The 25,020-nt window shown below is 67.5% G+C and carries 26 protein-coding genes and 1 tRNA gene; 15 read left to right on the top strand and 12 right to left on the bottom strand.

Annotated features, from left to right (window positions below):
• The first annotated feature begins 16 nt into the window (after positions 1 to 16).
• The 4 genes from dapB to ACLBWL_RS15870 all read left to right on the top strand — a co-directional run bounded on the left by dapB (position 17) and on the right by ACLBWL_RS15870 (position 2,604).
• Positions 17 to 796: a 4-hydroxy-tetrahydrodipicolinate reductase gene (dapB, locus tag ACLBWL_RS15885; RefSeq protein WP_447794682.1), complete on the top strand. Its 780-nt coding sequence runs from the start codon at positions 17 to 19 to the stop codon at positions 794 to 796.
• A gap of 4 nt (positions 797 to 800) precedes the next feature.
• Positions 801 to 1,529 (top strand): endonuclease III, encoded by a 729-nt coding sequence (gene nth, locus ACLBWL_RS15880; protein ID WP_447794680.1) that lies wholly within the window; start codon positions 801 to 803, stop codon positions 1,527 to 1,529.
• Positions 1,530 to 1,591: 62 nt separating this feature from the next.
• Positions 1,592 to 1,668: transfer RNA gene (locus tag ACLBWL_RS15875), tRNA-Arg, on the top strand.
• A gap of 150 nt (positions 1,669 to 1,818) precedes the next feature.
• Entirely contained in the window at positions 1,819 to 2,604 is a 786-nt protein-coding gene (locus ACLBWL_RS15870) for a hypothetical protein (protein WP_447794679.1), read from the top strand.
• 24 nt (positions 2,605 to 2,628) lie between these two features.
• On the opposite strand, the gene ACLBWL_RS15865 is transcribed toward ACLBWL_RS15870, so the two are convergent.
• The 3 genes from ACLBWL_RS15865 to ACLBWL_RS15855 all read right to left on the bottom strand — a co-directional run bounded on the left by ACLBWL_RS15865 (position 2,629) and on the right by ACLBWL_RS15855 (position 5,755).
• The gene (locus tag ACLBWL_RS15865) at positions 2,629 to 3,690 is read right to left on the bottom strand and encodes an MlaA family lipoprotein (protein WP_447794677.1); all 1,062 of its coding nucleotides are present in this window, start codon (positions 3,688 to 3,690) and stop codon (positions 2,629 to 2,631) included.
• Positions 3,691 to 3,888: 198 nt separating this feature from the next.
• A complete protein-coding gene (locus tag ACLBWL_RS15860; protein WP_447795038.1) occupies positions 3,889 to 4,653 on the bottom strand; it encodes a metallophosphoesterase family protein in 765 nt (254 codons plus the stop codon).
• Positions 4,654 to 4,660: 7 nt separating this feature from the next.
• A complete protein-coding gene (locus ACLBWL_RS15855; protein ID WP_447794675.1) occupies positions 4,661 to 5,755 on the bottom strand; it encodes a catalase family protein in 1,095 nt (364 codons plus the stop codon).
• Positions 5,756 to 5,880: 125 nt separating this feature from the next.
• Between ACLBWL_RS15855 and ACLBWL_RS15850 the strand changes: the two genes are divergently transcribed.
• The 3 genes from ACLBWL_RS15850 (at position 5,881) to ACLBWL_RS15840 (ending at position 8,206) form a co-directional block, all read left to right on the top strand.
• The gene (locus ACLBWL_RS15850) at positions 5,881 to 6,555 is read left to right on the top strand and encodes a fumarylacetoacetate hydrolase family protein (RefSeq protein ID WP_447794674.1); all 675 of its coding nucleotides are present in this window, start codon (positions 5,881 to 5,883) and stop codon (positions 6,553 to 6,555) included.
• A 287-nt stretch (positions 6,556 to 6,842) separates the two neighbouring features.
• Entirely contained in the window at positions 6,843 to 7,973 is a 1,131-nt protein-coding gene (locus tag ACLBWL_RS15845) for a PepSY-associated TM helix domain-containing protein (RefSeq protein ID WP_447794672.1), read from the top strand.
• Positions 7,970 to 8,206, top strand: a complete 237-nt coding sequence (locus ACLBWL_RS15840; RefSeq protein ID WP_447794670.1) for a hypothetical protein — start codon at positions 7,970 to 7,972, stop codon at positions 8,204 to 8,206. The genes ACLBWL_RS15845 and ACLBWL_RS15840 overlap by 4 nt, the downstream gene beginning before the upstream one ends.
• A gap of 51 nt (positions 8,207 to 8,257) precedes the next feature.
• Here ACLBWL_RS15840 and ACLBWL_RS15835 read toward each other — a convergent pair whose 3' ends face one another.
• Entirely contained in the window at positions 8,258 to 8,959 is a 702-nt protein-coding gene (locus ACLBWL_RS15835; protein ID WP_447794668.1) for a hypothetical protein, read from the bottom strand.
• A gap of 127 nt (positions 8,960 to 9,086) precedes the next feature.
• Between ACLBWL_RS15835 and ACLBWL_RS15830 the strand changes: the two genes are divergently transcribed.
• The 3 genes from ACLBWL_RS15830 to ctrA all read left to right on the top strand — a co-directional run bounded on the left by ACLBWL_RS15830 (position 9,087) and on the right by ctrA (position 12,044).
• On the top strand, positions 9,087 to 9,752 hold the full coding sequence (locus ACLBWL_RS15830; RefSeq protein WP_447794666.1) for a response regulator transcription factor: 666 nt from the start codon (positions 9,087 to 9,089) through the stop codon (positions 9,750 to 9,752).
• Positions 9,749 to 11,179: a sensor histidine kinase gene (locus ACLBWL_RS15825; RefSeq protein WP_447794664.1), complete on the top strand. Its 1,431-nt coding sequence runs from the start codon at positions 9,749 to 9,751 to the stop codon at positions 11,177 to 11,179. Before ACLBWL_RS15830 ends, ACLBWL_RS15825 begins: the two co-directional genes overlap by 4 nt.
• A 163-nt stretch (positions 11,180 to 11,342) precedes the next feature.
• A complete protein-coding gene (ctrA, locus tag ACLBWL_RS15820) occupies positions 11,343 to 12,044 on the top strand; it encodes a response regulator transcription factor CtrA (RefSeq protein ID WP_447794662.1) in 702 nt (233 codons plus the stop codon).
• Positions 12,045 to 12,107: 63 nt separating this feature from the next.
• Here the strand turns inward: ctrA and ACLBWL_RS15815 are convergent, their stop codons facing one another.
• On the bottom strand, positions 12,108 to 13,532 hold the full coding sequence (locus ACLBWL_RS15815) for a phospholipase D-like domain-containing protein (RefSeq protein WP_447794660.1): 1,425 nt from the start codon (positions 13,530 to 13,532) through the stop codon (positions 12,108 to 12,110).
• 121 nt (positions 13,533 to 13,653) lie between these two features.
• Here ACLBWL_RS15815 and dinB point away from each other — a divergent pair, with 121 nt between their 5' ends.
• A complete protein-coding gene (gene dinB, locus ACLBWL_RS15810; RefSeq protein ID WP_447794658.1) occupies positions 13,654 to 14,739 on the top strand; it encodes a DNA polymerase IV in 1,086 nt (361 codons plus the stop codon).
• Between the two features lie 27 nt (positions 14,740 to 14,766).
• On the opposite strand, the gene ACLBWL_RS15805 is transcribed toward dinB, so the two are convergent.
• From ACLBWL_RS15805 to ACLBWL_RS15795, 3 genes are all read right to left on the bottom strand, one after another.
• A complete protein-coding gene (locus ACLBWL_RS15805) occupies positions 14,767 to 16,602 on the bottom strand; it encodes an ATP-binding protein (RefSeq protein ID WP_447794656.1) in 1,836 nt (611 codons plus the stop codon).
• Entirely contained in the window at positions 16,602 to 18,509 is a 1,908-nt protein-coding gene (locus tag ACLBWL_RS15800; protein WP_447794655.1) for an EAL domain-containing protein, read from the bottom strand. The genes ACLBWL_RS15805 and ACLBWL_RS15800 overlap by 1 nt, the downstream gene beginning before the upstream one ends.
• Positions 18,510 to 18,603: 94 nt before the next feature.
• Positions 18,604 to 19,518, bottom strand: coding sequence for an ROK family protein (locus tag ACLBWL_RS15795; protein ID WP_447794653.1), 915 nt, complete (start codon positions 19,516 to 19,518; stop codon positions 18,604 to 18,606).
• Between the two features lie 189 nt (positions 19,519 to 19,707).
• Between ACLBWL_RS15795 and ACLBWL_RS15790 the strand changes: the two genes are divergently transcribed.
• On the top strand, positions 19,708 to 20,310 hold the full coding sequence (locus ACLBWL_RS15790; protein ID WP_447794651.1) for a Dps family protein: 603 nt from the start codon (positions 19,708 to 19,710) through the stop codon (positions 20,308 to 20,310).
• Between the two features lie 60 nt (positions 20,311 to 20,370).
• Here ACLBWL_RS15790 and ACLBWL_RS15785 read toward each other — a convergent pair whose 3' ends face one another.
• Positions 20,371 to 21,051 (bottom strand): hypothetical protein, encoded by a 681-nt coding sequence (locus tag ACLBWL_RS15785; RefSeq protein ID WP_447794650.1) that lies wholly within the window; start codon positions 21,049 to 21,051, stop codon positions 20,371 to 20,373.
• Positions 21,052 to 21,131: 80 nt separating this feature from the next.
• Here ACLBWL_RS15785 and ispH point away from each other — a divergent pair, with 80 nt between their 5' ends.
• Genes ispH through rnhA form a run of 3 tightly spaced genes read left to right on the top strand, consistent with a single transcriptional unit; the run spans position 21,132 to position 23,504 of the window.
• Positions 21,132 to 22,088 (top strand): 4-hydroxy-3-methylbut-2-enyl diphosphate reductase, encoded by a 957-nt coding sequence (ispH, locus tag ACLBWL_RS15780; protein WP_447794648.1) that lies wholly within the window; start codon positions 21,132 to 21,134, stop codon positions 22,086 to 22,088.
• A 1-nt stretch (position 22,089) separates the two neighbouring features.
• Positions 22,090 to 23,040, top strand: a complete 951-nt coding sequence (gene thrB, locus ACLBWL_RS15775; protein WP_447794646.1) for a homoserine kinase — start codon at positions 22,090 to 22,092, stop codon at positions 23,038 to 23,040.
• On the top strand, positions 23,037 to 23,504 hold the full coding sequence (gene rnhA / locus ACLBWL_RS15770; RefSeq protein WP_447794644.1) for a ribonuclease HI: 468 nt from the start codon (positions 23,037 to 23,039) through the stop codon (positions 23,502 to 23,504). The genes thrB and rnhA overlap by 4 nt, the downstream gene beginning before the upstream one ends.
• Positions 23,505 to 23,529: 25 nt before the next feature.
• Here the strand turns inward: rnhA and ACLBWL_RS15765 are convergent, their stop codons facing one another.
• The 3 genes from ACLBWL_RS15765 to ACLBWL_RS15755 form a co-directional block, all read right to left on the bottom strand.
• Positions 23,530 to 23,880: a hypothetical protein gene (locus tag ACLBWL_RS15765; protein ID WP_447794642.1), complete on the bottom strand. Its 351-nt coding sequence runs from the start codon at positions 23,878 to 23,880 to the stop codon at positions 23,530 to 23,532.
• 28 nt (positions 23,881 to 23,908) lie between these two features.
• A complete protein-coding gene (locus ACLBWL_RS15760) occupies positions 23,909 to 24,550 on the bottom strand; it encodes a hypothetical protein (RefSeq protein WP_447794640.1) in 642 nt (213 codons plus the stop codon).
• 288 nt (positions 24,551 to 24,838) lie between these two features.
• Entirely contained in the window at positions 24,839 to 25,012 is a 174-nt protein-coding gene (locus ACLBWL_RS15755; RefSeq protein ID WP_447794639.1) for a YegP family protein, read from the bottom strand.
• Positions 25,013 to 25,020: the final 8 nt, after the last annotated feature.

Raw genomic sequence — 25,020 nt, 5'->3', positions numbered from 1 at the left:
TGGCAGGGCAAAGGGCATGCAGACGACCACGCTTTCCGCCCGCGCGGACCGCCCCGCCCCGCCCTCGACCACCGCGATCGGGATCTATGGCAGCGCCGGCCGGATGGGCCGCGCGATCGCCGACGCGATCGAAACCGCGGGTGCGACCCTCGCCGGCGGCGTCGACGCGCGCGAGGACCCGAACCCGCTCGCCAGGACGGCCGACGTGCTGGTCGATTTCTCGACACCCTCCGCGATCGAGGCGCATCTCGCCGCGGCGCGTGCGGCCGGCACCGCGATCGTGATCGGCACCACCGGCCTGTCGCCGCAGCATCAGTCGATGATCGACGAGGCGGCCAGGGACATCGCCGTGCTCCAGACCGGCAACACCTCGCTCGGCGTGACATTGCTCAACATCCTGGTGCGCGAGGCGGCGGCGCGGCTCGGCGCCGACTGGGATATCGAGATCGTCGAGATGCATCATCGCCACAAGGTCGATGCGCCTTCGGGCACTGCGTTGCTGCTGGGCGAGGCCGCCGCGAAGGGACGCGGGACGACGCTGGCCGAGCTCCGTGTCGATAGCCGCGCCGGACTGGTCGGTGCGCGCAGCGAGGGCACGCTCGGGTTCGCCTCGGTGCGCGGCGGGTCGGTGATCGGCGACCACAGCGTGATCTTCGCGGGCGAAGGCGAGCGGATCGAACTGAACCACCGCGCCGACGACCGGTCGATTTTCGCGCGGGGCGCGGTGCAGGCGGCGATCTGGCTCGCCGGACAGCCCGCCGGCCGCTACCGGATGGGCGACGTACTCGGCCTGTGATCCGGTGAAAAAGGCCGACGTGATCGAATTCTATGCGCGACTGGCGGAAGCCGACCCGCATCCCGAGACCGAACTCGAATTCGTCAATCCGTACACGCTGGTCGTCGCCGTCGCGCTGTCGGCACAGGCGACCGATGTCGGGGTGAACAAGGCGACGCGTGCGCTGTTCCGCGAGGTCGACACGCCTGAAAAGATGGTCGCGCTCGGGCTCGATGCACTGAAGGCGCATATCAAGACGATCGGGCTGTACAACACCAAGGCGAAGAACGTCATCGCGCTCTCGCAGATGCTGATCGACGACTATGGCGGCGAGGTGCCCGACGACCGCGATGCGCTCGAACGGCTGCCCGGCGTCGGCCGCAAGACCGCCAACGTGGTGATGAACGTGGCGTTCGGCGCGGAGACCTTCGCGGTCGACACGCACATCTTCCGGGTCGGCAATCGCACCGGCCTCGCGCGCGGCAAGACGCCGCTCGTGGTCGAACTGAAACTCGACAAGGCGACGCCGCAGCCGTTCCGCCTGCACGCGCATCACTGGCTGATCCTGCACGGCCGCTATGTCTGCAAGGCGCGGACGCCCGAATGCTGGCGGTGCATCGTCAGCGATCTGTGCGCGTACAAACCGAAGACGCCGCCGCCCAAGGTAAAGGGCACGGAGGCGACAGGATCGGCGGACACGGCGGATGCTCGGCACGGTATCGATCGATCGTCAGACGCGACACCGGCGAAGTAACGCGAAAATCCGCGTGAAAACGGCTGGCGCGCCCCGCTTCGCTTTGCTAGGCGACATTTCTGGCACCCGTAGCTCAGCTGGATAGAGTACTGCCCTCCGAAGGCAGGGGTCGCGCGTTCGAATCGCGCCGGGTGCACCAGTTTTTTCTTCATCTTTGCGATACGCCGCTCGGGTTAGCCATTTTCCGGCATCCATGAGTGCGCCCCAGCTCCCGCGCGATCGATGAAGTCTTCGTCATGGCGCGGGTGGCGGTTGCAGGCGGAGCGTCGCGGGGCTAGGCGAACGGGCGATGCGGTCGGCGTACCATTCTTCGTCGATCGAGACGCGCGGGTCGGCACGGCGGCGGAGCGGTGCGATCGGCCTGACGGTCGTCGCGCATATCCTGATCCTGCTGCTGCTGTTGCGGCTGAGCCCGTCGCAGGTCGCCAAGCCGCCCGAACCCCGCAATCCGGTGACGTTCCAGCTCGCGCCCGACCAGCCCACGCCGACCCCGGCCAAGCGCACGCCCTCGCCGACCAAGGTGAAGCGCGCGAGCGGGGGTTCGCCGCAGCGTGCCGCCCCGCGCGCCGATGCTGCGCAGACGCCCCCCGCGCCCCCCAAGTCGCCGCCACCGCTTCCGATCAAGATGCTCGGCGGGATGGAGATGTTCGACGCCGCCGATATCTCGAAGATGCCGTCGCATCCCGAGGACCAGCTTGCCGGCGGGGACGGCGGGAGCGGGTCGGGCAAGGGTAAGGACAGCGGGTCGGTATACGGTCCGGGCGAAGGTCCCGGCGGCGAGCGGCTGATGAAGGTCGAATGGTATCGCCGCCCGACCGATGCCGAACTGAACGGCTATCTGAAGAGCGCGCCGCCGCCCAACAGCTGGGCGAAGATCGCGTGCCGGATGATCGCGAACTATCAGGTCGAGAATTGCCGCGCGCTGAGCGAGTCGCCGGTCGGGTCGGGCCTGGCGCGCGCGATGCGTCAGGCGGCGTGGCAGTTCCGGGTCCGCCCGCCGCGCGTCAACGGCAAGCCGGTTCTCGGCGGCTGGGTGGAGATCGACATCGAATGGAATTCGGGCTCCGCGCCGTAAAACGCGGCCGCCACGCGCCGAACTTTACGGCTTAGCCGGCACCATCCCCGCGGGTACGGCGCTCGTCCTGGGATCGGTCGGCGCCTGAAGCTGCTCGATGATCGGCATTGCCGCGCGGGGGGGCGGTTCGGTGACGCCGCCCGGTCCGAGGATGTCGTCGACGTTGCGGCCGTGGAGATGATCGATCTCCGCCTGGCGCCGGCGCAGGTAGAACTCGCGCGAGGCGGCGTAGGGATCGGCGGCGTTGTCGTGGAGGTCCTTCAGCGTATCATCGAATTCCGAGCGGTGATCGAGCGCGCCGAGCGCCCCGGCCGGGATCGTGTAGCTCGGGCTGGTGAACGGCTTGCCGACCGCGGCCGGCAGCATCAGACGGTCGATCCCGCCGCCGATCAGATCGCGCACCGTGGTCGGGCCGACCAGCGGCAGGAACAGGAACGGGCCGTTCTTGACGCCGTAATAGCCCAGCGTGTTGGCAAACCCGTTCGAGCGGCGCGGCAGACGGAACGGGCGGCGCTTGGCGATATCCAGCACGCCGACCGCACCGATCGTCGAATTGATCGCGAACCGACCGACGGTTTCGACGGCCTTGCCGGGCTTCAGCTGCAGCAGGAAGTTCACGAACACGATCGGCTCGCGCAGATTGTAGAGGAAGTTGTGGATGCCGCGGCGGATCGGCGACGGGACAGTCTTTTTATACTGCCGCGCGACCGGGCCGACGAACGCCTTGTCGACCGCCTCGGTGGCGTCGAACGCCGTGGCGTTGACCGAGCGCAACGGATCGCCCGCGAGCGGCTTGCGTCCGACGATGACGATATCGCGCTGGCTGCCTGTCGCGCTGCCAGTTGTGGGGCTCGGCTTGGCAGGCTCGGGCGGCGGCGCCTGCACCATCGGCAGATCGGACGGAGTCGGCGCCGGGGTTGGCACTTCACCCGGTGCCGGGTCGGGAACGGGAATTGGCGCGGGTTCGGGCACGATCGACAACGGCGCAGACGATGGGGCCACCGCCTGATCGTCGACGCGTGCCTGCGGCTGCGCGGGTTGCAGCACGAGCGACTCGCCGCTCGCCTGCATTGATGTTGCAGCCATCAGCAACGCGGTCGTCCAGCCCAACATACGCGAATATCACCCCTTTTGTCGGCTGCGTCGTGCGCTGTCCGCGACCGCGACGACCGATAGAGCCTAGCCGCTGTGACGATTAGCGGCGCAAGGCAAGCCTCTTATGATGCCAGAGTGGCATATGCGGTGAAATCGCGACAGCGGGTTGTCGCTGCCGGACGGTTCGGGTCACCGTGCCAGACGGATCGGTGCCTTGGCCTCCGACGACAGCGTTCGCGGCAGTGTCACGAAATTCGGACCATCGATCTGGATCTCGTTGAACGCGGGGGGCGTGCCGCGTGTCCGCTTCGACAACGTGCCCGCGCCGATCATCCGGATCGTCCGCCCGTCGCGATCGATCGGGATATCGAACGGATCATGGACGTGCCCCGACAGGACAGCATGCGCGCCCGCCCCGGCGAGCGCGGTCAGCGCCTCGTCGCCGTAGCGCGTTTTCGCGGTGCCGCTCGTCCCGCCCTCGATCAGCGGATGATGCGCGGCGACGAAGATCAGATTGCCCTTCGGCACATCGGCGATCATCGCCAGCGCGCGGCTGAGCGAGCGTTGCCCCACCCTGCCCTTCGACCAGTTCCAGCGCCACTGCGCGCGCGCGGTCGTCTTCAGCGGGACGATCGTCAGTCCTGGCAGTTCGAGCGGGCGTTCGATCATCTGCTCGACCGCGGCATAACGCTGATACGGCGCGAAGATGCGGCGGAACGGGTCCCAGTAATAGGGGATGTCGTGATTGCCGACCTCCAAGGTCACCGGCACGCCGAGCGCGCGCAACCAGTCGCCGCCCTGCTGGAATTCGCGCTTGGTGGCGCGCATCGTCAGGTCGCCGGTCATGATGACCGCATCGGGTTTCTCGTCGGCGACGCACTGGTCGAACCAGGCGATCGCGGCGGGATCCTCCGCGCCGAAATGAACGTCGCTGACGTGGAACAGCTTCAGCACGTGCGGATCAGGCAAGTTCGGCGAGCGTGGCCGGCTGGTGCATCGGGCAGCCGTTGAATTTGCCGCGGAACGTCGCCGACTGGACATAGGTGTCCCTGCGGGCGCGGTTGACCCCGCCGAGCGGCTGGTGCGCGGCGATGCCGTCCCAGACGCTGTACGACAGCGCATCGTCGGTGCGATCGGTGACGCCGTGCTCCCACGAAATCTGCGGCTCGACCCTGAGCGTGGCGACGGTGACGAACGGGCTTTCCGCTTCGTCCCAGACGACCGAGGCATCCTCGATCGGCATCGTCTCGAGGTCGCGGTTGAGCTGGACGCGAAGCTCCCACACGCCGCCCTGTTCGATCAGCGCCTCGCGTACCACCTCGCGCAGTGCGTCCGGGCGTGCGGTGATGTCGACGGTATCGCCAGTGAGTCGCGTCAGGCCGGGCGACACGGGGAACAACGCGACCTTGGCGATATAGTCGCCGTAGCGCAGCGGGGTCTGCGAATAATAGGTTTCGCCGAGCGGATGGACGGGCTTTGCGCCGCCGAGCGTGTTCAGCGTCGACGACTGGCCACCGACCGCCTCGAGCGCGGCTTCGACGACGCGGAAGGTGGCGGACATCGCCTTCTTCACGCCCTCGAACCGGTCGGTGGTCTTCGAGAGCAGCTTCAGGTTCTTCGAAAACGCCTTGGCATCCGCCGCCGCAAACGCAGGGCCGTTGACCATGATGAAGTCCTGCGTCGTCGCGTCTTCCGATCCCGGCAGGCGTGGCCCGGCGACGTCGAGAATCTTCAACGCGAAGCCGCGCGGCAGGCTGATGCTGTCGTCGAGGATGTCACCGGCATTGGTCGAGATCCGGAAGATCGCCTCGTGCTCGCCCGGGGTCGCGAAGATTCCCTGCGCCAGTTCGGGGGGCAGATCGGCGGCGATGGTCAGCGTGCCGCGGGCGATACCGTGCGCCTTGGCATGCACCGCGCGGACCGCATGGCCATAGTCCTGCGACGTGGTCTCGAGAATCTCGCGGAACGAGTCCTCGAGGACGGCCAGCGTCTCCTGCTCGTCGGAGGCGACCGTCTCGACGGACGGATCGTAGCGGACGGGGGACTTGCTGGGCATCGGGGAACTCCATTTCGTACCGCGTCGTAACCCCCTGGTCTCGAAAGACGTTCCGCCAGTGTTTCAAACGTGGCGTTGCAAAGCTGTGGCCGAGCGGCGATCAGCGTCCGCAAAAGGAGCTTTCGATGCAGATACCCGAGGTCACCCCGCCAACCGTCGCGATCTTCGGCACCACCGACCGCTTTCCGGTCCGCCGCATCTTCTGCGTCGGTCAGAATTACGCGGATCACGCGCGCGAAATGGGTTCGGACCCGGATCGGCAGGAGCCGTTCTTTTTCACGAAGCCGGCGGATGCGGTCGTCGAGACCGGCGCGACGCTGGCGTTTCCGCCGCAGACCGAGGATCTGCATCACGAGGTCGAGCTCGTCGTCGCGATCGGGATCGGCGGCAAGGCGGTCGCGGCCAAGGATGCGGCGGCGATGATCTTCGGGGCGTGCGTCGGCATCGATCTCACGCGGCGCGATCTCCAGGCGGTGGCGAAAAAGGCGGGGCGTCCGTGGGACATGGCCAAGGGGTTCGATTCGTCGGCGCCGATCGGTCCGCTGACGCCCGGCGTGCCGGCCACGCAGGGCGCGATCGCGCTCTTGGTCGACGGCGAGACGCGACAGTCGGGCGACCTGTCGATGATGATCTGGAGCGTGGCCGAAGTCATCGCGGCGCTGTCGACCTTCGTCGAACTGGCACCGGGTGACCTGATCTTCACCGGCACCCCCGCCGGAGTTGGCCCGATATGCCGCGGACAGCGTGTGCGCGCGACGATCGACGGGCTCGAAACGCTGGAGATCGCGTTCGAGGGCTAGGACGGACCGCCATTCGGTTTCTTTCGGGGCTGCATAGTTTGAGCATTGCTCCGTCACTTCCAAGGTGTTCCGCGCTTATCCTGTGAAGCGAGGATGCGACCGTGGTCGACCGATGATCCACTCTTCCTTGTTCTCCCGCGAAGGCGGGAGCCCAGTCTGGGTCCCCGCCTTCGCGGGGAAACACGTCCCTGCGGTTCCGCTATTGCACATCGTTATCATTTCTATACCAATGCGCGTATGAACGAGCGCGGCGCTACACAATCGGGACGGAAAATGGGCGTGCGTCCGTGACCCGCGGCGCGATCAAGGCCTGGTATCTCGTCCACAAATGGACGAGCCTCATCTGCACGGCGTTCCTGCTGATGCTGTGCGTGACCGGGCTGCCGTTGATATTCCACGAGGAGATCGACGGCTGGCTCGATCCGCCCGCGCCGCTCGCGGCGTTGCCGGCGAACACGCCGCCGCTGTCGCTCGACACGATCCTCGCGCGCGCCGCCGCACAGGCGCCGGGCGATATCCCGCTCTATGTGAGCTTCGACGACCACCGCCCGGTCGTCTACGTCACGACCGGCCCGACTCCCGACGCAGTCCCCGCCGCGATGCATTTCCTGGCGCTCGATTCGCGCACCGGGGCGATGCTGCCGCCGCATGTCGATGGGATCATGGACATCGTGCTGAAGCTGCATACCGACATGCTGCTCGGCTTCTGGGCGGAGATCTTCCTGGGGTTCATGGGCCTGCTGTTCTTCGCGGCGATCGTGTCGGGCGTGGTGCTCTACGCGCCCTTCATGGCGAAACTCGAGTTCGGCACGCTGCGGCGGGGGCGGAGCGCACGGCTCGGCTGGCTCGACCGGCACAATCTGCTCGGCATCGTCACGCTGGTATGGGCGAGCGTCGTTGGGCTGACCGGCACGATCAACACGTTCGTCGTGCCGATCACCGGGATCTGGAAGGCGAACGGGCTCGCCGCGATCATCGCCAGCGAGACGCGGACGCCGCTCGGGGCACAGCGCGCGTCGGTGCAGGCCGCGCTCGACGCGGTGCAGCGCGAGGCGCCCGGCATGAAACCGCAGTTCATCGCGTTTCCCGGCGTCGTGTTCAGCAGCAAGCATCATTATGCCGTGTTCCTGCGCGGGACGACTCCGTTGACATCGAAACTGCTGCTGCCGGGGTTCGTCGATGCGGCGACCGGGCGGCTCGACGCGGTGACGCCGATGCCGTGGTACATGCAGGCGATGTTGCTCGCGCAGCCGCTGCACTTCGGCGATTATGGCGGGATGGCGATGAAGATCGTCTGGGCGGTGTTCGACGCGCTGACGATCGTCGTGCTCGGCAGCGGGCTGTATCTGTGGCTGCGGCGGCGCGGTGGGCCGAGCGAGCAGCGCGTTCGCGAAGTCGTAATGGCGGGCGAAGCATGAGGCACCGGACGACTCTGCAGATCTTTGCCGTGCCGATGCTGCTCGGGATCGCGACTCTGCTCGGGCTTGGCGCTGGGCTGATCGGCGATGGCGGCTGGGATGTCGCGGCCGGGCTGCTGCTCGCCGCGCCGCTGGCGATCACCGGCTGGTACTGGACGCGCACCGCATCGCCGACGATCCGACGCGACCGTGCCGGCGCTGTACGGCCGGTGCGCCAAGTCCGTAGGGTATGAGAAGACGGGGCCGGCGGATGACCGACCCCGTTTTGCAGTTTCGCGATCGGCTCAGACGCCCCGCGCCGGTTGGGCGGTACCGGTCGTTGGAGCCGGAGCGGTGCCGGTCACCGGAGGCGGCGGCGTCACGCCGGGTGCCGGGACCGGCGGCAGCGCGCCGGGTGCCGTTCCCATCGGCGCCGGGGGGACGACGCCGGCTGGCGGTGGTGGCGGGGCACCCGGACCGCCGGGGCCACCCGGGCCACCATCGGGGCCATCGCGACCTGGGCCGTCACGACCTGGACCGTCACGACCGGGGCCATCAGGACCGGGCCCGGGACGGCCACGCGGCGGACCGCCGACCGGGCCGAGCGCGGTGACCTTGCCGCTGGCACCGACCAGATACGATGCATGGACGAAGCCCTGGTCGAACTGGCCCTGGACGGTGACCGGCTGACCCGCGGTGACGAGCGTGCCGTCTTCGCCTTCACGGCCGAGGTCGACCAGCGCGCGACCAGTGCGATCGGCCATCACGAACTTGTTGCCGTAGACCTCGGCGACGGTGCCGCGGATCGTGACGATGCCGTCCGACTGGAGCGAGCGGATCGCGACCGGCGTGGCGGGGGCCATGCTGACGGTCGGGCGGGTGGCGGCGACGGTGACGGCACCGGCGGCACCGCCGACGACGAGCAGACCGGCGGCGGCGATCGCCAGGCGGTTGCGGCGAAACTTCGAGCGATTGGCGGGGTGTTCGGACATGGGGTGTTCCGACATGATGTCTGTCCTCTCGTTGGTTGACGAGAGACGCTCTACGCCGAGTCAGCCGACGCCCGCTGAACCAAGCCGTTCAGTTTCCGTTTGGCACTCAGGCATAAGGCCGACGGGTCAGGGGGAAACGCGCATGCGGGTATTGGTGGTCGAGGACGACGCGGCGATCGCCGACGGGCTGGCGCGGGCGTTGCGCGCGGAGCATTTCGCGGTCGACGTCGCGACCAACGGCGAGGACGGCGGCCATCTCGGCGCGACCGAGCGCTACGACGCGGCGGTGCTCGATCTCGGCCTGCCCAAGCGCGACGGGCTGTCCGTATTGCGCGACTGGCGCGCGGCGGGGCGCGACCTGCCGGTGCTGATCCTGACCGCGCGCGACGGCTGGTCGGAAAAGGTCGAGGGGTTCAAGGCCGGCGCGGACGATTATGTCGTGAAGCCGTTCCGCGTCGAGGAGGTCGTGATGCGGCTGCGCGCGCTGGTCCGCCGCGCCGCCGGCCATGCCGCCTCGCGCGTGACGTGCGGGCCGCTGACGTTCGACGCACAGCTCGGCACGTTCGAGTTGAACGGACTGCCGCTGAAGCTGACCGCGTTCGAATGGCGGGTGCTGTCGGCGCTGATGCTGCGACGCGAAGTGGTGATCGAACGCGCCGACCTGATCGAACGCGTCTACGAGGGCGATGCGGATGTCGATTCGAATTCGATCGAGGTGATCATTGGCCGGCTGCGGCGGAAGATCGGCGCGCAGATGATCGAGACGGTGCGCGGGCGGGGTTACCGCCTGACCGGCGACGCGGCGTGACCAAGCGACGGTCGCTCGTCCCCCGGTCGCTCTATGGCCGGATGCTCGCGATCTCGGCGATCTCGACGCTGTTCGCGCTCGTGTTCGCAGGCGTCGCGATCAGCCACGTTCTCGAACGCTTCGTGATGCACGGGCTCGACGACCGGCTCGACGCGCAGGTCGCGGTGGTCGCGCGCGCGGTCCGCCCCGACGGCACGCTCGACCGGGCACGGGTGGTCGACCTCGACGGGTTCGATTCGCCCGGTTCGGGCTGGGCCTGGCAGGTGCAAAGCGCCGCCGGACGCTGGACGAGCGACGCGGCGGTGGCGGCGGGTATTGCGTTGCCCGGACCCGATCGAGCGCCCCCTCGCCCGCCCTTGGCCGGGCAGCCGCCCGCGCCACCGCGGCTCGACGACGGGCAGCCGCGGCCGGGCGACACGCGCGACCGGCACGGCGAGCGGCTGCATTCGCGGACCTCGACCGTACCCAGCCGCGCAGGTCCGGTGACGATCACCGCGATCGGCCCGCGCCGGATCGTCGAGGCGCCGTTGCGCGAGGCGATGATCCCGTTGCTCGGCTCCCTCGCGCTGCTCGGTATCGGGCTGGGTCTCGCGACGCTGGTGCAGCTGCGGATCGGGTTTCGGCCGTTGCGCGACCTGCGCGAGTCGCTTGCAGCCGTACGCGCTGGCAGCGCGCGGCACATTCCCGACGACCAGCCCGGCGAACTGCGCCCCGTGGTTGCCGAACTGAACGCGCTGATCGACCAGAACGCGGCAGGACTCGCGCACGCCCGCCAGCACGTCGCCAACCTCGCGCACGGGCTGAAGACGCCGCTCGCCGCGCTGTCGCTCAAGCTGGCCGCGGCGGGCGCGGCGGACGAGCTGCGCGACATGGTCGACCAGATCGATTCGCGCGTCCGCCATCATCTCGGGCGCGCGCGGGCCGATGCCGCGGGGTCGGGCGCGCGTGCCAGGACCGCGGTCGCGCCGGCGATCGGCGATCTGGTCGACGTGCTGCGACGCATCCACGCCGAGAGTCCGCTGTCGGTCGACATCGCGGTGCCGGCCGGGATCGCGGTGGCGATCGATCCGCAGGACCTCGACGAGATGGTCGGCAATCTGCTCGACAACGCGTGGCGGCACGCGCGCTCCCGGATCGCCGTCTTGGCCGTAGTCGAGGGCGCGGCGATGGCGCTGACGATCGCCGACGACGGCGACGGACTGGACGGTTCGGCGATCGGCGAGGCGATGATGCCGGGCCGGCGCCTCGACGAACGCGGCGACGGGCACGGGTTCGGCTTGTCGATCACGCGCGAGCTCGCCGAGTTGAATGGTGGCGTGTTAACGCTGGGACGATCGCCCGAACTCGGCGGATTGTCCGCGACGCTGACACTGCCGCTTCAGGCCCAGGTCGACGTAAACCCCCGACAAAACTTCGGGAATTTGTAAAATTATAACCTGCCGATGGGCGTCCTGGCGCGAACCGAGGCCGTTCTTGCCAGCGCGCTTAAGCCCAAATTAACCTTTTACCTTCATTTGTGCTGTGGTTAATGAATCGAAGTCGAGCGGCTGACATGGGGTGTCGGGCGGTCTCGCGATAAGGGGACGACGCATGCGGGTGCTGCTGATCGAGGACGAGCCGACCACGGCAAAGGCTATCGAGCTGATGCTGACGACCGAAGGGTTCAACGTCTACATCACCGATCTCGGGGAAGAAGGCCTCGATCTGGGCAAGCTATATGATTACGACATCATCCTGCTCGATCTGAACCTGCCGGACATGCACGGATACGACGTGCTCAAGCGGCTGCGGGTCGCGCGGGTGGCGACGCCGGTGCTGATCCTGTCGGGCGTCAACGAGATGGACTCGAAGGTCCGCAGCTTTGGCTTCGGCGCCGACGACTACGTCACCAAGCCGTTCCACCGCGAGGAACTGGTCGCGCGCATCCACGCGGTCGTCCGTCGCTCTAAGGGTCACAGCCAGTCGGTGATCCGCACCGGCAAGCTGGCGGTCAATCTCGACGCGAAGACGGTCGAGGTCGATGGCAGCCGCGTCCACCTGACCGGCAAGGAATATGCGATGTTGGAGCTGTTGTCGCTCCGCAAGGGCACGACCCTGACCAAGGAAATGTTCCTCAACCACCTGTACGGCGGGATGGACGAGCCCGAACTGAAGATCATCGACGTCTTCATCTGCAAGCTCCGCAAGAAGCTCAGCCTGGCGTGCGATGGCGAGAATTACATCGAGACCGTCTGGGGTCGCGGCTATGTGCTCCGCGAACCCGACGAGGTCGCCGAAGCCCAGGTCGCGTAACTCCCCGGTATATTTGGGAGCATGAGAGGCCGCGGTACCGGGGGGTGCCGCGGCCTTCGCATGTCAGGCGCGGTGCCAGCGCCGGAACAGCCCGCGCTTGCTGAGCGCTTCGAACATCTCCTCGGGGCCCTCCGGATCGAGCACTTCGTTGTCGGCGAGCCATTCCTCGACCGCGGTGAGGTCGGGCACTTCATAGGGGCGGAGCGTCTTGCCCTGCCCCCGCAGCGTCTCGATCGTCTGTATCAGCGAGCCCGTCTCGGCGATGCGGTCGGTAACGGTCTGCCGGTCCACACCGAGATGCTCGGCGATCAGCCCGTCTCGGATCGCGACGATACCGGTCGAGGTCGCCGCGTCGGTCGCACGGATCGCCAGATCGCATTCGGTGTCGAGCCGCAGCGAGCGATTGTTGACGTTCGACGAGCCAAGCCGGAACACATCGTCATCGGCGATCAGGATCTTGGCATGACAATAGATCGCCTCGCCGCCCGCGGTGTAGGGATGATACATCCCCAGGCGACCATGCACGTCGCGCCGGCGCAGCGCCTCCATCAGACGAGCCCGCGCGGTATCCATCGCGATCGGTTCGAGCCACCCCTGCGCGCTGGTCGGGTTGATGATGACGATCTCGGGCCCGTCCGCCTCGTCGAGCCGCCTGGCAACCGCCTCGGCGATTTTCCGCGACGCGAAATACTGGCTCTCGATGTAGAGATGGGTCTTCACGCGGGCGATCTGGCCGAGGAACAGCGCCTCGCTTTCGTAGACCGGGACCTGATCGGGCATTTCCGGCTCGCTGCGCGCGATCGCGACATCGACGTCGCGGAAATCGACCGAGAGGCCTTCGGGCCAGAGCTTGCCCCCCGGCTTGCCCGCCGCCAGTTTCATCCCGCCCGCCAGATGCCAGCGGCGGCGGAACAGCTCGCCCAGCGCGTGCGCGACAGGGCCCTGCACCGCGCTGATCGCGTCGTGCCACGGCTTGTACGGCTTGCCCGAGGGCTGGACCCGGTGCGGCTCGCCGTCGCGGTGCTCGCGCGTGTCCCAGCGGTCGCCGGTCATGTCGATGCCGCCGCAGAACGCCAGCGCGTCGTCGATGATGACGATCTTCTGGTGGTGCGACGCCGCGGTCGGATGATGCCCGTCGAGCTTGGTATGGATGCGCTTGTGCCGCATCCATTTCATCATCGTGAACACCGTCGAGCCGCGGAACAGCGATTTGATGGCGCCGGTATCCCAACGCAGCACGAAAATCTCGAGTTCCGGCTCGCGCTCGACCAGCCAGAGCATGAACTCGCCGAGCGTCTTGGGTTCGCCGGGCCGGTCGACGCCGGGTTCGAGTTCGATGCGCGCGTCGAAGTCCCAGCCGATCAGCAGGATGCGGCGCCTGGCGGCCATCATCGCGACGCGCGCGGTGCGGAAATAGTCCGCCGCATCGACGATCACCGCCATCTGCTCGGCACGTTCGACCCGCCAGCATTCCGTCCCGACCTGCATTCGCGTCCCTTCGTTGGCCCGTCGGCACTAGGTTCTGCCCGGAAGCACCAAGGCGCAAACCCGCATTTGGTTGCGCTCGCACCCTGTATCGTCGCCCTCGCCACGCCTATCTAACGCGCTGATGGCCGCCCCTCCTACCCAGCCGCCCGCCCAGCGCAAGGTGATCCATGTCGACATGGACGCCTTCTATGCGTCGGTCGAGCAGCGCGACGATCCTTCGCTGAAGGGAAAGCCGGTCGCGGTCGGCGGGTCGCGCGCGAGGGGCGTGGTCGCAGCGGCGAGCTATGAAGCGCGCGCATTCGGGGTGCGCAGCGCGATGCCGTCGGCCACCGCGATCCGGCGCTGTCCCGACCTCGTCTTCGTGCCGCCGCGGTTCGACGTGTACCGCGAAGTATCGGACCGGATCCGCGCGATCTTCGCGGACTATACCGATCTGGTCGAGCCGCTGTCGCTCGACGAAGCCTATCTCGACGTGACCGAGGATATCCGCGGGCTCGGCACCGCCTCGGCGATCGCCGAGGAAATCCGCGCGCGGATCAAGGCGGATACCGGGCTGACCGCATCGGCCGGGGTCAGCTACAACAAGTTCATCGCCAAGCTCGCCTCGGACCAGAACAAGCCCGACGGAATCTGCATCATCACGCCAAGGCGCGGCGCCGCGTTCGTCCAGTCGCTGCCGGTCAAGCGCTTCCACGGCGTCGGGCCGGTCACCGCGCAGAAGATGGAACGACTCGGCATCCTCACCGGCGCAGACCTGTTCGAGCGGAGCCTCGCCTTCCTCCAGGCCAATTTCGGCAGCTACGCGGAGTATCTGTACGGCGCGGCGCGCGGGATCGATCACCGCCCGGTGCGGGTCAATCGTGCCGCCAAGTCGGTCGGTGCGGAGCGGACGTTCGAGACCAACCTGCGCGATCCCGACGACCTGCGGGCCGCGCTCCACCGGGTGGCGGACGCGGCGTGGGTGCGGATCGAGAAGCACGGGACGCGCGGGCGGACGATCACGCTGAAGCTGCGCCATGCCGATTTCCGGACGATCACGCGCGCGCGGTCGTCGCTGTCGGCGGTCGACGACAAGGCCGCTTTCCTGGCCGCCGGGCTGGATTTGCTGATGGCGCAACTGCCGGTTCCGGACGGCGTCCGCCTGCTGGGGCTGACGCTGTCGGGGATCGTGGCGGACGACGACGCGGTGCAACCGACGCTGTTCTGAACCCGCGCGCGACGTTCCGACGACGCGCTAGGCCGCTCGCGACGTAGCGACCGCCGGACGGCGCAGCGACAGGATCGCGACCGCGCCGAGGCCCGGCCCCTCGCTTTCCAGCCGTAACGATCCCTCCATCGCGGTCATCGAATTGGCACACCAATGCAGCCCAAGCCCGCCGGACTTGTGATGCCGGGTCGAAAAGCCGCGTTGGAACAGCATGGGCGCCAGTTCGGGGGCGAAGCCCTCGCCGTCGTCGCGGATCAGGATCGTCACGCGGTCGCCCTGTTCGATAATCGACGTCATGATCGAGCCGCTGTCGAGCCCGCGCGCGGCGATCGATTCGGCCGCGTTGCCGAACAGATTGCCGATCACCTGGCTGAGGATCACGCGGCTGGCCAGCACGGGAATCGGGCCGGCGGGAAAGCTGAACGCGATCGAGACGGTCTGCGCATAGCGCGCGATCGTCGCGTTGCGGGCGATGATGTCGGCGACGTCGCACTGTTCCAGCGTCGGCCGCTCGTGCGCCGCCTTCTGCTGCTGGCCGATGATCTCGAGAACCTGCGCCATCGCTTCGCGCCCGACCACCAGGTCGCGGCGGGTCGCTTCGCGGTTGGCCGAGTCCGCCTCGATCGCGGCGGCGACGAACGCGACCAGCTTGCGCCGGCGCGCCTCGGGCACGTCGTCACGCATGAGTTCGCCGAGCGCGCGGTCGATCGTCGCGCGGTCGATCGGCGGCGCCTGCGCAATGCCCTGGCTGAGAATGGTGCTGATCGGGTTCAGCGCGTTGCGGACGTTGTGCATCACCGCGACCGCGCTCTCGCTGCGCCCGAGATCGAAGGACTGCACCTCGATCTGTTCGCGCAGGTCCTTCAACTGCCGCAGCATCGCGTTGAAGCTGCGACCGAGCGAGCCGATCTCGTCGCGGCGCCCCTGGTCGGTCAACAGTGCCAGCGAGCCCGACGCGCTCACCCGCTGCATATGCCTTTCGACGCGGTGGAGCGGGCGCAGGACGAGCCGCGTGATCGTACGGCGCAACACGACCAGCACGAGCAGGAGCAGCACGGTCGACCCCACCACCGCGAGCAAAAGCATGCGGCGGCCGAGTAGGGATACGTCGCGTCTCACGCTGAACCGCGTGCTCGCGACGCCGCGGCCGTCGGCGCCCTTCATCGGTACGGCGATCGTCAGCTTGCCCGTGCTGGAGGTGACGGTTTCGGTGACGCCCCCCGCCGTCAAGTCGATCCGGGCGTCGAGCTGGAGCAGGTCGGATATCTGCTGCGCGGTGATGACCCGCGCCATCAGCACATAGCCGCGCGGCGTGCCGCTGCCGTCCGACCGGCGCATGCGGGCGAGGCCGATTGCGGCCACGCGGTCGCCGATCCGCGCATAGAACCGCCTCGAACTCCGCCCGGCGAGCGCGCCTGCGAGATCGGTGCGGGCGATCATGGCGATCAGTCTCTCGCGCATCGCCGGACGCTCCACGCCGGTGACCGGGTCCCGCCAGCGGGCGATGACGACGCGGCCGTCGGGCGCGACATAGGCCATGCCGTCGACGCCAATCCTGCCCATCGCGAGCGACGACACGCCGTCTTTCGAGTCGCCATGGTCGCGGACCGCGCTTTCGACCTTGGCCGCGTAGTCGGACAGCACCGCGCGGGTGCGATCGACATGCCCGGCGATCGCCTTGTCCTCGAGCTGGGTGAAGCTCGGCGTGATGATCCCGGCGAGCAGCATCGTGATCGCGATCGCCGCGCACAGCCCGACCGCGGTCATGATGAGCACGAGCTTGGCACCGAGCGATGCCGGGCCGTGAACCCACCGGTACCGGGTCCCGAACCGCCGCGCGAGGCTGGCGGGCAGCATCGACATCAGCCGCGCTTTCCGTCGCTCCTCTGTCGATAGATCGCGGGACCGTCGCCCGCGGTATCGTCGCTACCCCCCATGATCCGCGCATGCGCCATGTCCAGCGCCACCTCCGCGGTGACCGGACGCGAGAAGAAATAGCCCTGGAGATGGCTGGCACCGGCGAGGCGGAGCGCCTGGACCTGTGCTTCGGTCTCGACCCCTTCCGCGATCACGCCGAGCCCGAGCGCACGGCCGAGATGGATGATCGAATGGACGATCGCCGCACTTTCGCGTTCGCGGCCCATGCCGTCGATGAACGACTTGTCGATCTTGAGGCAGTCGAGCGCGAACTTGCGGATGTTGTAGAGGCTCGAATAGCCCGTGCCGAAGTCGTCGAGCGCGATCCTGAAGCCCATCTGGCGCAGCTTGTACAGCGTGTCGGCGGCGCGCTCGGCATCGTCGAAGATCGCGGTTTCGGTGATCTCGATCTGAAGGCGGGCCGGCTCGATCCCGGCGCGCTGGACGCTCTTCATGATGTGGCCGACGAAATTCTGCCGACGGAACTGGCGCGGGCTGAAATTGACCGAAACATACTGGCCGGGCCACTGCTTGAGCACTTCGAGCGCCTCGCCGAGAACCCAGTCGCCGAGCTCGTGGATGAGGTTCGATTCCTCCGCGATCGGGATGAAGGTGGCCGGACTCATCGACCCGTATTCCCGGGTATTCCAGCGGATCAGCGCTTCGAACCCAACCACTTCGATCGCGTTGCCCGAGACGATCGGCTGGTAGACCAGACTGAGTTCGCCCTTTGCGATCGCCTGGCTCAAGCCGCCCTCGACCCGGCGGCGGAAGCGGATGCCTTCGTCCATGCTCTCGTCGAACAGCCGGACGATCCCGCGACCGCCGCGCTTGGCGTCGTTGAGCGCGAGATCGGCGCGGCGGATGACGTCGACCGGGTCGCCGCCCTCCCCGCCTTGGGTGACGACCAGCCCCGCCGACGCGCCGGCCTGAACCGAATTGCCGAACACCTGGACGCTGACCGAACAGGCCAGGATGATCCGGTCGCACGCCATCACCGCCGCCGCCTCGCCCGAGGTTTCGAACAGGATGCCGAACTCGTCGCCGCCGAGCCGGGCGACCAGCGCACCGTCGGGCGACGCGCGGTTGAGGATCGCGCACATCTCGCGGATCAGTTCGTCGCCCGCGAGATGCCCCAGCGTATCGTTGATGAGCTTGAACCGGTCGAGGTCGACCATCACCGTCGCGAACGCGCCCTGCGTCCGGGTGCGCTCGGCCAGCGCGCGAAGGAAGGCGAGGCGATTGGGCGCGTCGGTCAGCGAATCATGCAGGGCGATGTGGATCGCTCGGCTTTCGTTCGCGGCCAGTTCGGCGCCCTGCTCCTGGAGCTGGACGACCTGCGCCGCGAGCTGATCACGCGCCGTCGCCAGTTCGCGGTCGATCTCCCACCGCTGGGCGAGCGCGGTTGCGGTCTGCGTGATCTCGGCCACTTCGAACGGCTTGGCGATGTAGAAGATCTTGTCGGCGGGCCCGGCGACCTTGCTGATCTCGACCGGCGAGAAGTCGGAAAAGCCGGTGACGATGACGAGCGCGATCGCCGGATCGATCGCGCGGATCCGCTTGGCGGTTTCGCGACCGTCGATCCCCGGTGGCATGCGGACGTCGATGAAGGCCACCGCGAACGGATCGCCGTCGGTGCAGGCGCGCGCGACCGCTGCGACCGCATCGACGCCCTGATCGCAATGCGTCAACGCGAACCTCGGGGTCGCGTCTGCGGTATCGAGCGGATCATCGCCGAACAGCTCGGCGGCCATCGCGCCCAGCGTCTCGCCGCCGATCGGATGCTGCCCGGCGAAGCTGCGCCGATAGCCGTCGTGTACCGCCGGTTCGTCGTCCACGATCAGAATACGCATCGAATGTCCGCTCCTCGTCGGGCTTGGCAGCCCGCGGTTCGGCGGTACTTCGCGATGCCCCTCGCCGTCGCCGACAGGGGTTAACGGAACACGGTTAAGACGGCGTAAACGACGTTTCGAGCTGGTGACCGAGCGCCTGCGCCCCGAGCACGATCGCGCCGAGCGGACCGGCGTTGTTGCCGAGTGCGGGCGGCACGATGAAGGTGTCGGTCAGCGCGACCTCGGGCAGCGTGATGTAGCCGCCGAGGCTGCGCGTCATCGCCGCGCGCACCCGCGGGAACAGGTGCGATGCGCCCATCACGCCGCCGCCCATGACGATCCGGCGCGGGATGCCGGTGAGGACCAGCGTATGGCAGAGCTGGCCGAGGGCGTCGGCGACACCGTCCCAGACCGGGTCCTCGGCGGGGGCCTCGTCGGCGGGCTTGCCGATCCGTGCGGCGATGGCGGGGCCCGAGACGAGCCCCTCCAGGCAGGCGCCGTGGAACGGGCAATTGCCGATCCAGTCGTCGCCGCGGAACCGGACCGGCCGGATATGGCCGAGTTCGGAATGCGTGAGCCCGTCGATCGGGCGGTGGTTCGCGATCATCCCCGCGCCGACGCCGGTGCCGATCGTGACATAGGCGATGTCGGGCAGGCCCTTGGCGGCGCCCCAGCGTGCCTCGGCGAGCGCCGCGCCGACGACATCGGTATGGAAGCCGGTCGGGACGCCGTAGCGGCGGTGCAGCCGACCGGCGATGTCGGTGCCGGCCCAGCCCGGCTTCGGAGTCGAGGTGATGTGGCCATAGTCCCCGGCATGACGGTCGATCGAGACCGGCCCGAAACTGGCGATACCGATCGCGACGAACCCGCTCCAGCGGTCGAGCACCGCCTCGATCGCAGCCAACGTCTCTTCGGGCCGGGTGGTCGGGATGCGGACGGTTTCCTCGATCTGGTCGGGACCGCGCGCGAGGATGCAGATGCATTTGGTGCCGCCGAGTTCGATCCCTGCGACCAAAGGTGCTTCCGTCATCCTGAACTCCCTATGCGTTTGCCGCCGTTCGCTTCCTTTGCCCGCGTCGCACAGTCAAGAGGCTGGCCCGGCATCGGCGCACGCCACCAACGGATAATTCGATCACGCTCAACGATGTTTTCGTTCGCTATCGATCCGCGCAGTCATGCGTTAGGGTGGTTCTCCTATGCTTGCAGACAGGAATTCCCGATGGCGAAGAAACCCGCAAAAATGCCGAAGGTCGATACGTCGGTCGAAGCGCAGCCGCAGTACAAGGTCGAGTATCGCGAAATCCAGCCCTACGGCACGCTCAAGCGCCTGCCGATCGCGCTCGAAGACAATGCACGTGCGCAGAGCGTGGCGATCCTGAATCAGGTTCTTGCCGACACGATGACGATCCGCGACATGTACAAGAAGCATCACTGGCAGATGTCGGGTGCGACCTTCTATCAACTGCATCTGTTGCTCGACAAGCATTACGAGGAGCAGGCGGCACTGGTCGACATGATCGCCGAGCGGATCATGGCACTGGGCGGCATCAGCATCGCAATGGCGCACGACGTCGCCGAAATGACGACGATCCCCCGCCCGCCCAAGGGCCGCGAGGACGTGCCGACGCAGCTCGCGCGTCTGCTCGAAGCGCACGAGATCATCCTGCGTCAGGCGCACGAGGGCGCCGAGATCGCCGATGAATCGGGCGACGACGGCACCAACGATCTGCTCGTGAGCAATATCGTCCGCACGCACGAACCGCAGGTCTGGTTCCTGGCGGAGCATCTCGCCGAGACCGAACTGGTCCGCAGCGACAAGTAAACGAAACGGGGTCCGGTTGCCTAAGCGACCGGACCCCGTCTTCTACTCCGATCCGACGATTCAGCGGGTCGCGTTATACTTCAGCTGGTCGTCGGTGAGCTGGAAGCCGACCAGCGCCTCGAAGCTGGCACGGAGCACCGCCTGCCGCACTTCGGGCGTGCTCAACGGATCGACCGCGGCGTCCTGATCGCCGGCCTTGCGCTTGCGCGTCAGCTTCTCCCGCACGTCATCCGGCAGCGTCGCGGCGGCGCGCGCGATCGTCGACGAGGCGGTCGCCGATGTCGAGGCGAGCGCCTGGCCCGCATCGAAATGCAACGTGACGCGACCGATGCGCTTTGCGATCACGGCAGTGCCGCCGCGCACGACGGTGATGAAATACGGCAACGTCACGTCGCGCGCGCCCTCGGTACGGGTGCGGCGGGCGCGGATGTCGAAGGTGATGCTGGTCGCGACCTGGTCGGTGGCGTCGGCGCAGGTCGAGCGGACGTTGGTCATCAGCGCGACGACGTCGATCGCCGACTGATCACGGCTGGTGGCCGGATCGAACAGCGTGATATCGCCGGTCGCGGCGGGGATCGCCACGGCCGGGCAGACCGAACGGACCGCGGAAATACCGCCGGTCGCGTCGACTTCGCCCTTGCCGGCGCACCCGCCCAAGAGGATCGCAACTGCCGAAACGGCGAGGATGGGGGCTTTCACGGCGACGCTTACCTTCTCGAACGAGCGAAAGGGCCACCGCATGTCGCAAGCGGCCCCTGTCGCCGCGCACCATAGGAACCGGCTATCGTCCAGGCAAGCAATCGCGTAGAGGCAGGCGCATCATGAGCCCAATCGACAAGCCGCCGCTCGAACTGTTGATCGCAGCACCCCGAGGCTTTTGCGCCGGCGTGGACCGCGCCATCCGGATCGTCGAACTGGCGATCGAGAAGCATGGCGCCCCGGTTTATGTCCGCCACGAGATCGTCCACAACAAGTTCGTCGTCGACACGCTGAAGGCGCAGGGTGCGGTGTTCGTCGAGGAACTCGACGAGGTGCCCGACGGCGCCCCGGTCGTGTTCTCCGCGCACGGCGTGCCGAAATCGGTACCGCTCGACGCCCAGAATCGCGGGCTGGAGTATCTCGATGCGACCTGCCCGCTGGTGTCGAAGGTCCACCGCCAGGCCGAACGGCTGGTCGGCGCGGGTCGGCACATCGTGTTCATCGGCCATGCCGGGCATCCCGAGGTCATCGGCACGTTCGGGCAGGTGCCCGAGGGCGCGATGTCGCTGATCGAGACGGTCGAGGACGCCGAGGCGTTCGCGCCCGCCGATCCGGCGAACCTCGCCTTCCTGACGCAGACGACGCTGTCGGTCGACGATACCGCCGCCGTGGTCGCGACGTTGCAGCGACGCTTCCCGCAGATGCTGCCGCCACGCGGCGAGGACATCTGCTACGCAACGTCGAACCGCCAGACCGCGGTCAAGGCGATCGCCCACAGCTGCGATGCGATGCTGGTGATCGGTGCGCCCAATTCGTCCAACTCGGTGCGGCTGGTCGAGGTCGCCGAGCGCGAGGGGACGCCGGCGATGCTGATCCAGCGGGCGAGCGAACTCGACTGGGAGTTCCTGGCGGGCGTCGGTACGCTGGGGATCACCGCGGGGGCCTCGGCACCCGAATTGCTGGTCCGCGAACTGGTCGACCGGCTGTCCGAGCGCTTCACCGTGTCGGAGCGCGAGGTCGAGACGAACCGCGAGACGATCGCGTTCAAACTGCCGCGTGGCCTGGAGGCCGCCGCGTAGCATGGCGGTGTATACGCAGGTTTCGGCGGAAGCGCTGGGCGCGTTTCTGGCGCGGTTCGATCACGGCGACCTGCTCTCCGCCAAAGGCATCGCCGAAGGGGTGCAGAACAGCAACTACCTCGTCGACACCACCGCCGACCGCTTCATCCTGACGCTGTACGAGGAGCGCACGTCGACCGACGACCTGCCGTTCTTTCTCGCGATGCTCGATCATCTCGCCGACGACGGCAATCCGGTGCCCCGTGCGCTGCCCGACCGAAATGGCGTCGCGATCCAGCAGCTCGCCGGCCGCTCGGCGTGCCTGATCGAATTCCTGACCGGTGTGTCGGTCTCGCACCCGACCCCCGAGCAAGCCTATGCGGCGGGTGCGGCGATGGGGCAGATGCACGACAGCCTAGCGAGCTTCACGCAGACCCGGCTCAATCCGCTTGGTGCGGACACGTGGCGGCCGTTCCTCGAACGCTGCGGGCGCGATATCGATTCGATCGCGCCGGGGTTGTTCGATCGGACCGAGGCGGCGTTGACATCGGTGCTGGCGGAATGGCCGACCGACCTGCCGGTCGCGGCGATCCATTCGGACCTGTTTCCCGACAACGTGCTGATGCTCGGCGACCGCGTGACAGGCGTGATCGACTTCTATTTCGCATGCACCGACATCCGTGCCTACGACCTTGCGGTGATGCACACGGCGTGGGCGTTCGACGGCACAGGCGAGCAGTATGATGCCGCGGTTGGCGCGGCCTTGATCGCGGGCTATGCCAGTCGCTTCCCGCTCTCGGCGGCGGAACGGGCCGCGCTGCCGATCCTAGCGCGCGGCGCGTGCCTGCGCTTCCTGCTGACGCGGGCGTGGGATTGGCTCAACACGCCGGCGGATGCGCTGGTGACCCGCAAGGACCCGCTCGCCTATTGGCGGCGGCTGGACGCGTATCGCAAGGACGACCTGTTCGCATGACCGACGACATCGCCGCCCCGACCATGACGAAGGTCGAGATCTTCACCGACGGCGCGTGCAAGGGCAATCCCGGCCCCGGCGGCTGGGGCGCAGTGATCCGGATGGGCGCGCACGAGAAGGAGCTGTCGGGCGGCGAGGCGCCGACGACCAACAACCGCATGGAGATGACCGCCGCGATCCAGGCGCTCAACGCGCTGACACGGCCGTGCGCAGTGACGCTGTATACCGACAGCAAGTACGTCATGGACGGCCTCACCAAATGGGTGAAGGGCTGGCAGCGCAACGGCTGGAAGACCGCCGACAAGAAGCCGGTCAAGAACGCCGAACTCTGGCACGCGTTGCTGGCTGCGGTCGAGCGGCACAAGATCGAATGGCAATGGGTCAAGGGCCATGCCGGTCACCCCGAGAACGAACGCGCCGACAAGCTGGCGAGCGACGCCGCGGTGGCCGCCGGGCGGTCCTGACCCCGGTGTCTGGCCGGGCCCCGCGTCACGCGCCGACGACGTCGCCGAACTGCGTATCCTGCCGCGGCAGATCGTCGCGCCAAGACGCCTCATCGCGCTTCAGCGTCAGGTTGATGATGACGATCCCGGCATAGGACGGCCGCGTCGGGCGGGGCAGACGTAGTACGCGGCGTCCCGATCGATACGTCGCCAGCGAGGCGGCCTTGATCCGTCGGGCAGCATCCGCACCATGCCAGCCGACCACCGCAGCCGCGACGTGGGTCGCATCGGTCACCGCAACCAGCGCCTCGCGCCCTTGATCGCGGATCTGCTGCCACGAGCGCTGGGTCCACGACGGCTGATCGAATGCCGAGACGTCGGTCGATCGCCACGCCACGCGCAGCCCGTCGGGGACGCCGGTCCAGCTATCGGCCGGCGACGATACGCTTGCCGGGTCGCTCGACGGGTCGGTTGACGGGCGGGCGGAGCGTATCAGGTCGTGCCGGCACCGCAGGCAGCGGCTGAACAGAAAGCCCTGATTTTCCAGCACGAGCGGGGCGGCGACGTGTCCCGAGACGTGGCAGAGCAGGTTCATGATGATCCTCCTTGGTGAGCGATGTATCGAGGTGCAGCGCGGCGAGCACGATCAGGTCGCTCGGCCCCTGTTCGAGCACCAGATCGAGATTCCAGACCTCGAAATGACGCCCCATGCCGATCAGCAGCGCGCGCTGGCGGATGCCGCGCCGCGACCGCATCCATGGCGCGATCCGGATACGCCCCTTGCCGTCCATCTGCGCCGGCGCGACGAACCCGAGGCGTCGTCGCAACAGCGTCTCGCGCGCCTCGCGTTCCCAGCCGCCGAGCGCGATGTCCTGGGGTTCGTGATGATGCACCGCGACACTCTCGCGGTCCGAGACGACCATGCAGGGATGATCTGCGTGTAGACCGACGAACAGATCGTCGCGGATCGCCCGCGATTGGATCGCAACGCAGAAGTGATCGGGTAGCGGAAGTTCACCCTTGGCGTTGATCGTCGAAATCGCGCTGCCAACGAAAAAATCAACCATGTGACATACACACCGAAAAGCTGGCTCCACTGCCAGCCCCGGATTTATGTCTCGTTAACCATGCTGCGTATTTAACATTGCTCTATTTTTCATGACTAACCCGATTCTGTCGAGTTTTTCAGCGCGCGATCCGGATTTTTCCCAATGGATTCTTGGTCGTTCGCGCCATTCTGGTGTGCGAAAATGCCGATATATTCACATCGGCGACCATAAAGTCGCGCGAACTTACCCGGAACGAAGCCCGTGTCAGGTGAACGAAACGGGCCCGAATCGGATGGCCGCGCCGGCTCAGGTTTCTTCGACGGGTGCGGCGGGGCCGTTCTTGATGATCGATTCGATTGCGTTCCTGGCACCGGCCTTGCTCGAATAGCCTTCGGTCCAGAACATCACTTCGCTGTTGTACTTGAACTTGGCGACGTACTCGCCGGCCTTGTTCTGCTCGATCACGAACTTGTGCGCCATGTCACGTC

This window comes from Sphingomonas sp. M1A8_2b (assembly GCF_053345535.1).
The sequence above is the reverse complement of the archived record's forward strand: the minus strand, read 5'-3'. Positions and strand labels throughout refer to the sequence as shown.

Bases quoted from the DNA above. Each gene is read 5' to 3' on its own strand.
- dapB (WP_447794682.1), top strand. From the start codon at position 17: ATGCAGACGACCACGCTTTCCGCCCGCGCGGACCGCCCCGCCCCGCCC.
- ACLBWL_RS15870 (WP_447794679.1), top strand. From the start codon at position 1,819: ATGCGGTCGGCGTACCATTCTTCGTCGATCGAGACGCGCGGGTCGGCA.
- ACLBWL_RS15865 (WP_447794677.1), bottom strand. From the start codon at position 3,690: ATGGCTGCAACATCAATGCAGGCGAGCGGCGAGTCGCTCGTGCTGCAA.
- ACLBWL_RS15855 (WP_447794675.1), bottom strand. From the start codon at position 5,755: ATGCCCAGCAAGTCCCCCGTCCGCTACGATCCGTCCGTCGAGACGGTC.
- ACLBWL_RS15850 (WP_447794674.1), top strand. From the start codon at position 5,881: ATGCAGATACCCGAGGTCACCCCGCCAACCGTCGCGATCTTCGGCACC.
- ACLBWL_RS15840 (WP_447794670.1), top strand. From the start codon at position 7,970: ATGAGGCACCGGACGACTCTGCAGATCTTTGCCGTGCCGATGCTGCTC.
- ACLBWL_RS15835 (WP_447794668.1), bottom strand. From the start codon at position 8,959: ATGTCGGAACACCCCATGTCCGAACACCCCGCCAATCGCTCGAAGTTT.
- ACLBWL_RS15830 (WP_447794666.1), top strand. From the start codon at position 9,087: ATGCGGGTATTGGTGGTCGAGGACGACGCGGCGATCGCCGACGGGCTG.
- ctrA (WP_447794662.1), top strand. From the start codon at position 11,343: ATGCGGGTGCTGCTGATCGAGGACGAGCCGACCACGGCAAAGGCTATC.
- ACLBWL_RS15815 (WP_447794660.1), bottom strand. From the start codon at position 13,532: ATGCAGGTCGGGACGGAATGCTGGCGGGTCGAACGTGCCGAGCAGATG.
- dinB (WP_447794658.1), top strand. From the start codon at position 13,654: ATGGCCGCCCCTCCTACCCAGCCGCCCGCCCAGCGCAAGGTGATCCAT.
- ACLBWL_RS15805 (WP_447794656.1), bottom strand. From the start codon at position 16,602: ATGTCGATGCTGCCCGCCAGCCTCGCGCGGCGGTTCGGGACCCGGTAC.
- ACLBWL_RS15800 (WP_447794655.1), bottom strand. From the start codon at position 18,509: ATGCGTATTCTGATCGTGGACGACGAACCGGCGGTACACGACGGCTAT.
- ACLBWL_RS15795 (WP_447794653.1), bottom strand. From the start codon at position 19,518: ATGACGGAAGCACCTTTGGTCGCAGGGATCGAACTCGGCGGCACCAAA.
- ACLBWL_RS15790 (WP_447794651.1), top strand. From the start codon at position 19,708: ATGGCGAAGAAACCCGCAAAAATGCCGAAGGTCGATACGTCGGTCGAA.
- ACLBWL_RS15785 (WP_447794650.1), bottom strand. From the start codon at position 21,051: ATGCGGTGGCCCTTTCGCTCGTTCGAGAAGGTAAGCGTCGCCGTGAAA.
- ispH (WP_447794648.1), top strand. From the start codon at position 21,132: ATGAGCCCAATCGACAAGCCGCCGCTCGAACTGTTGATCGCAGCACCC.
- thrB (WP_447794646.1), top strand. From the start codon at position 22,090: ATGGCGGTGTATACGCAGGTTTCGGCGGAAGCGCTGGGCGCGTTTCTG.
- rnhA (WP_447794644.1), top strand. From the start codon at position 23,037: ATGACCGACGACATCGCCGCCCCGACCATGACGAAGGTCGAGATCTTC.
- ACLBWL_RS15760 (WP_447794640.1), bottom strand. From the start codon at position 24,550: ATGGTTGATTTTTTCGTTGGCAGCGCGATTTCGACGATCAACGCCAAG.
- ACLBWL_RS15755 (WP_447794639.1), bottom strand. From the start codon at position 25,012: ATGGCGCACAAGTTCGTGATCGAGCAGAACAAGGCCGGCGAGTACGTC.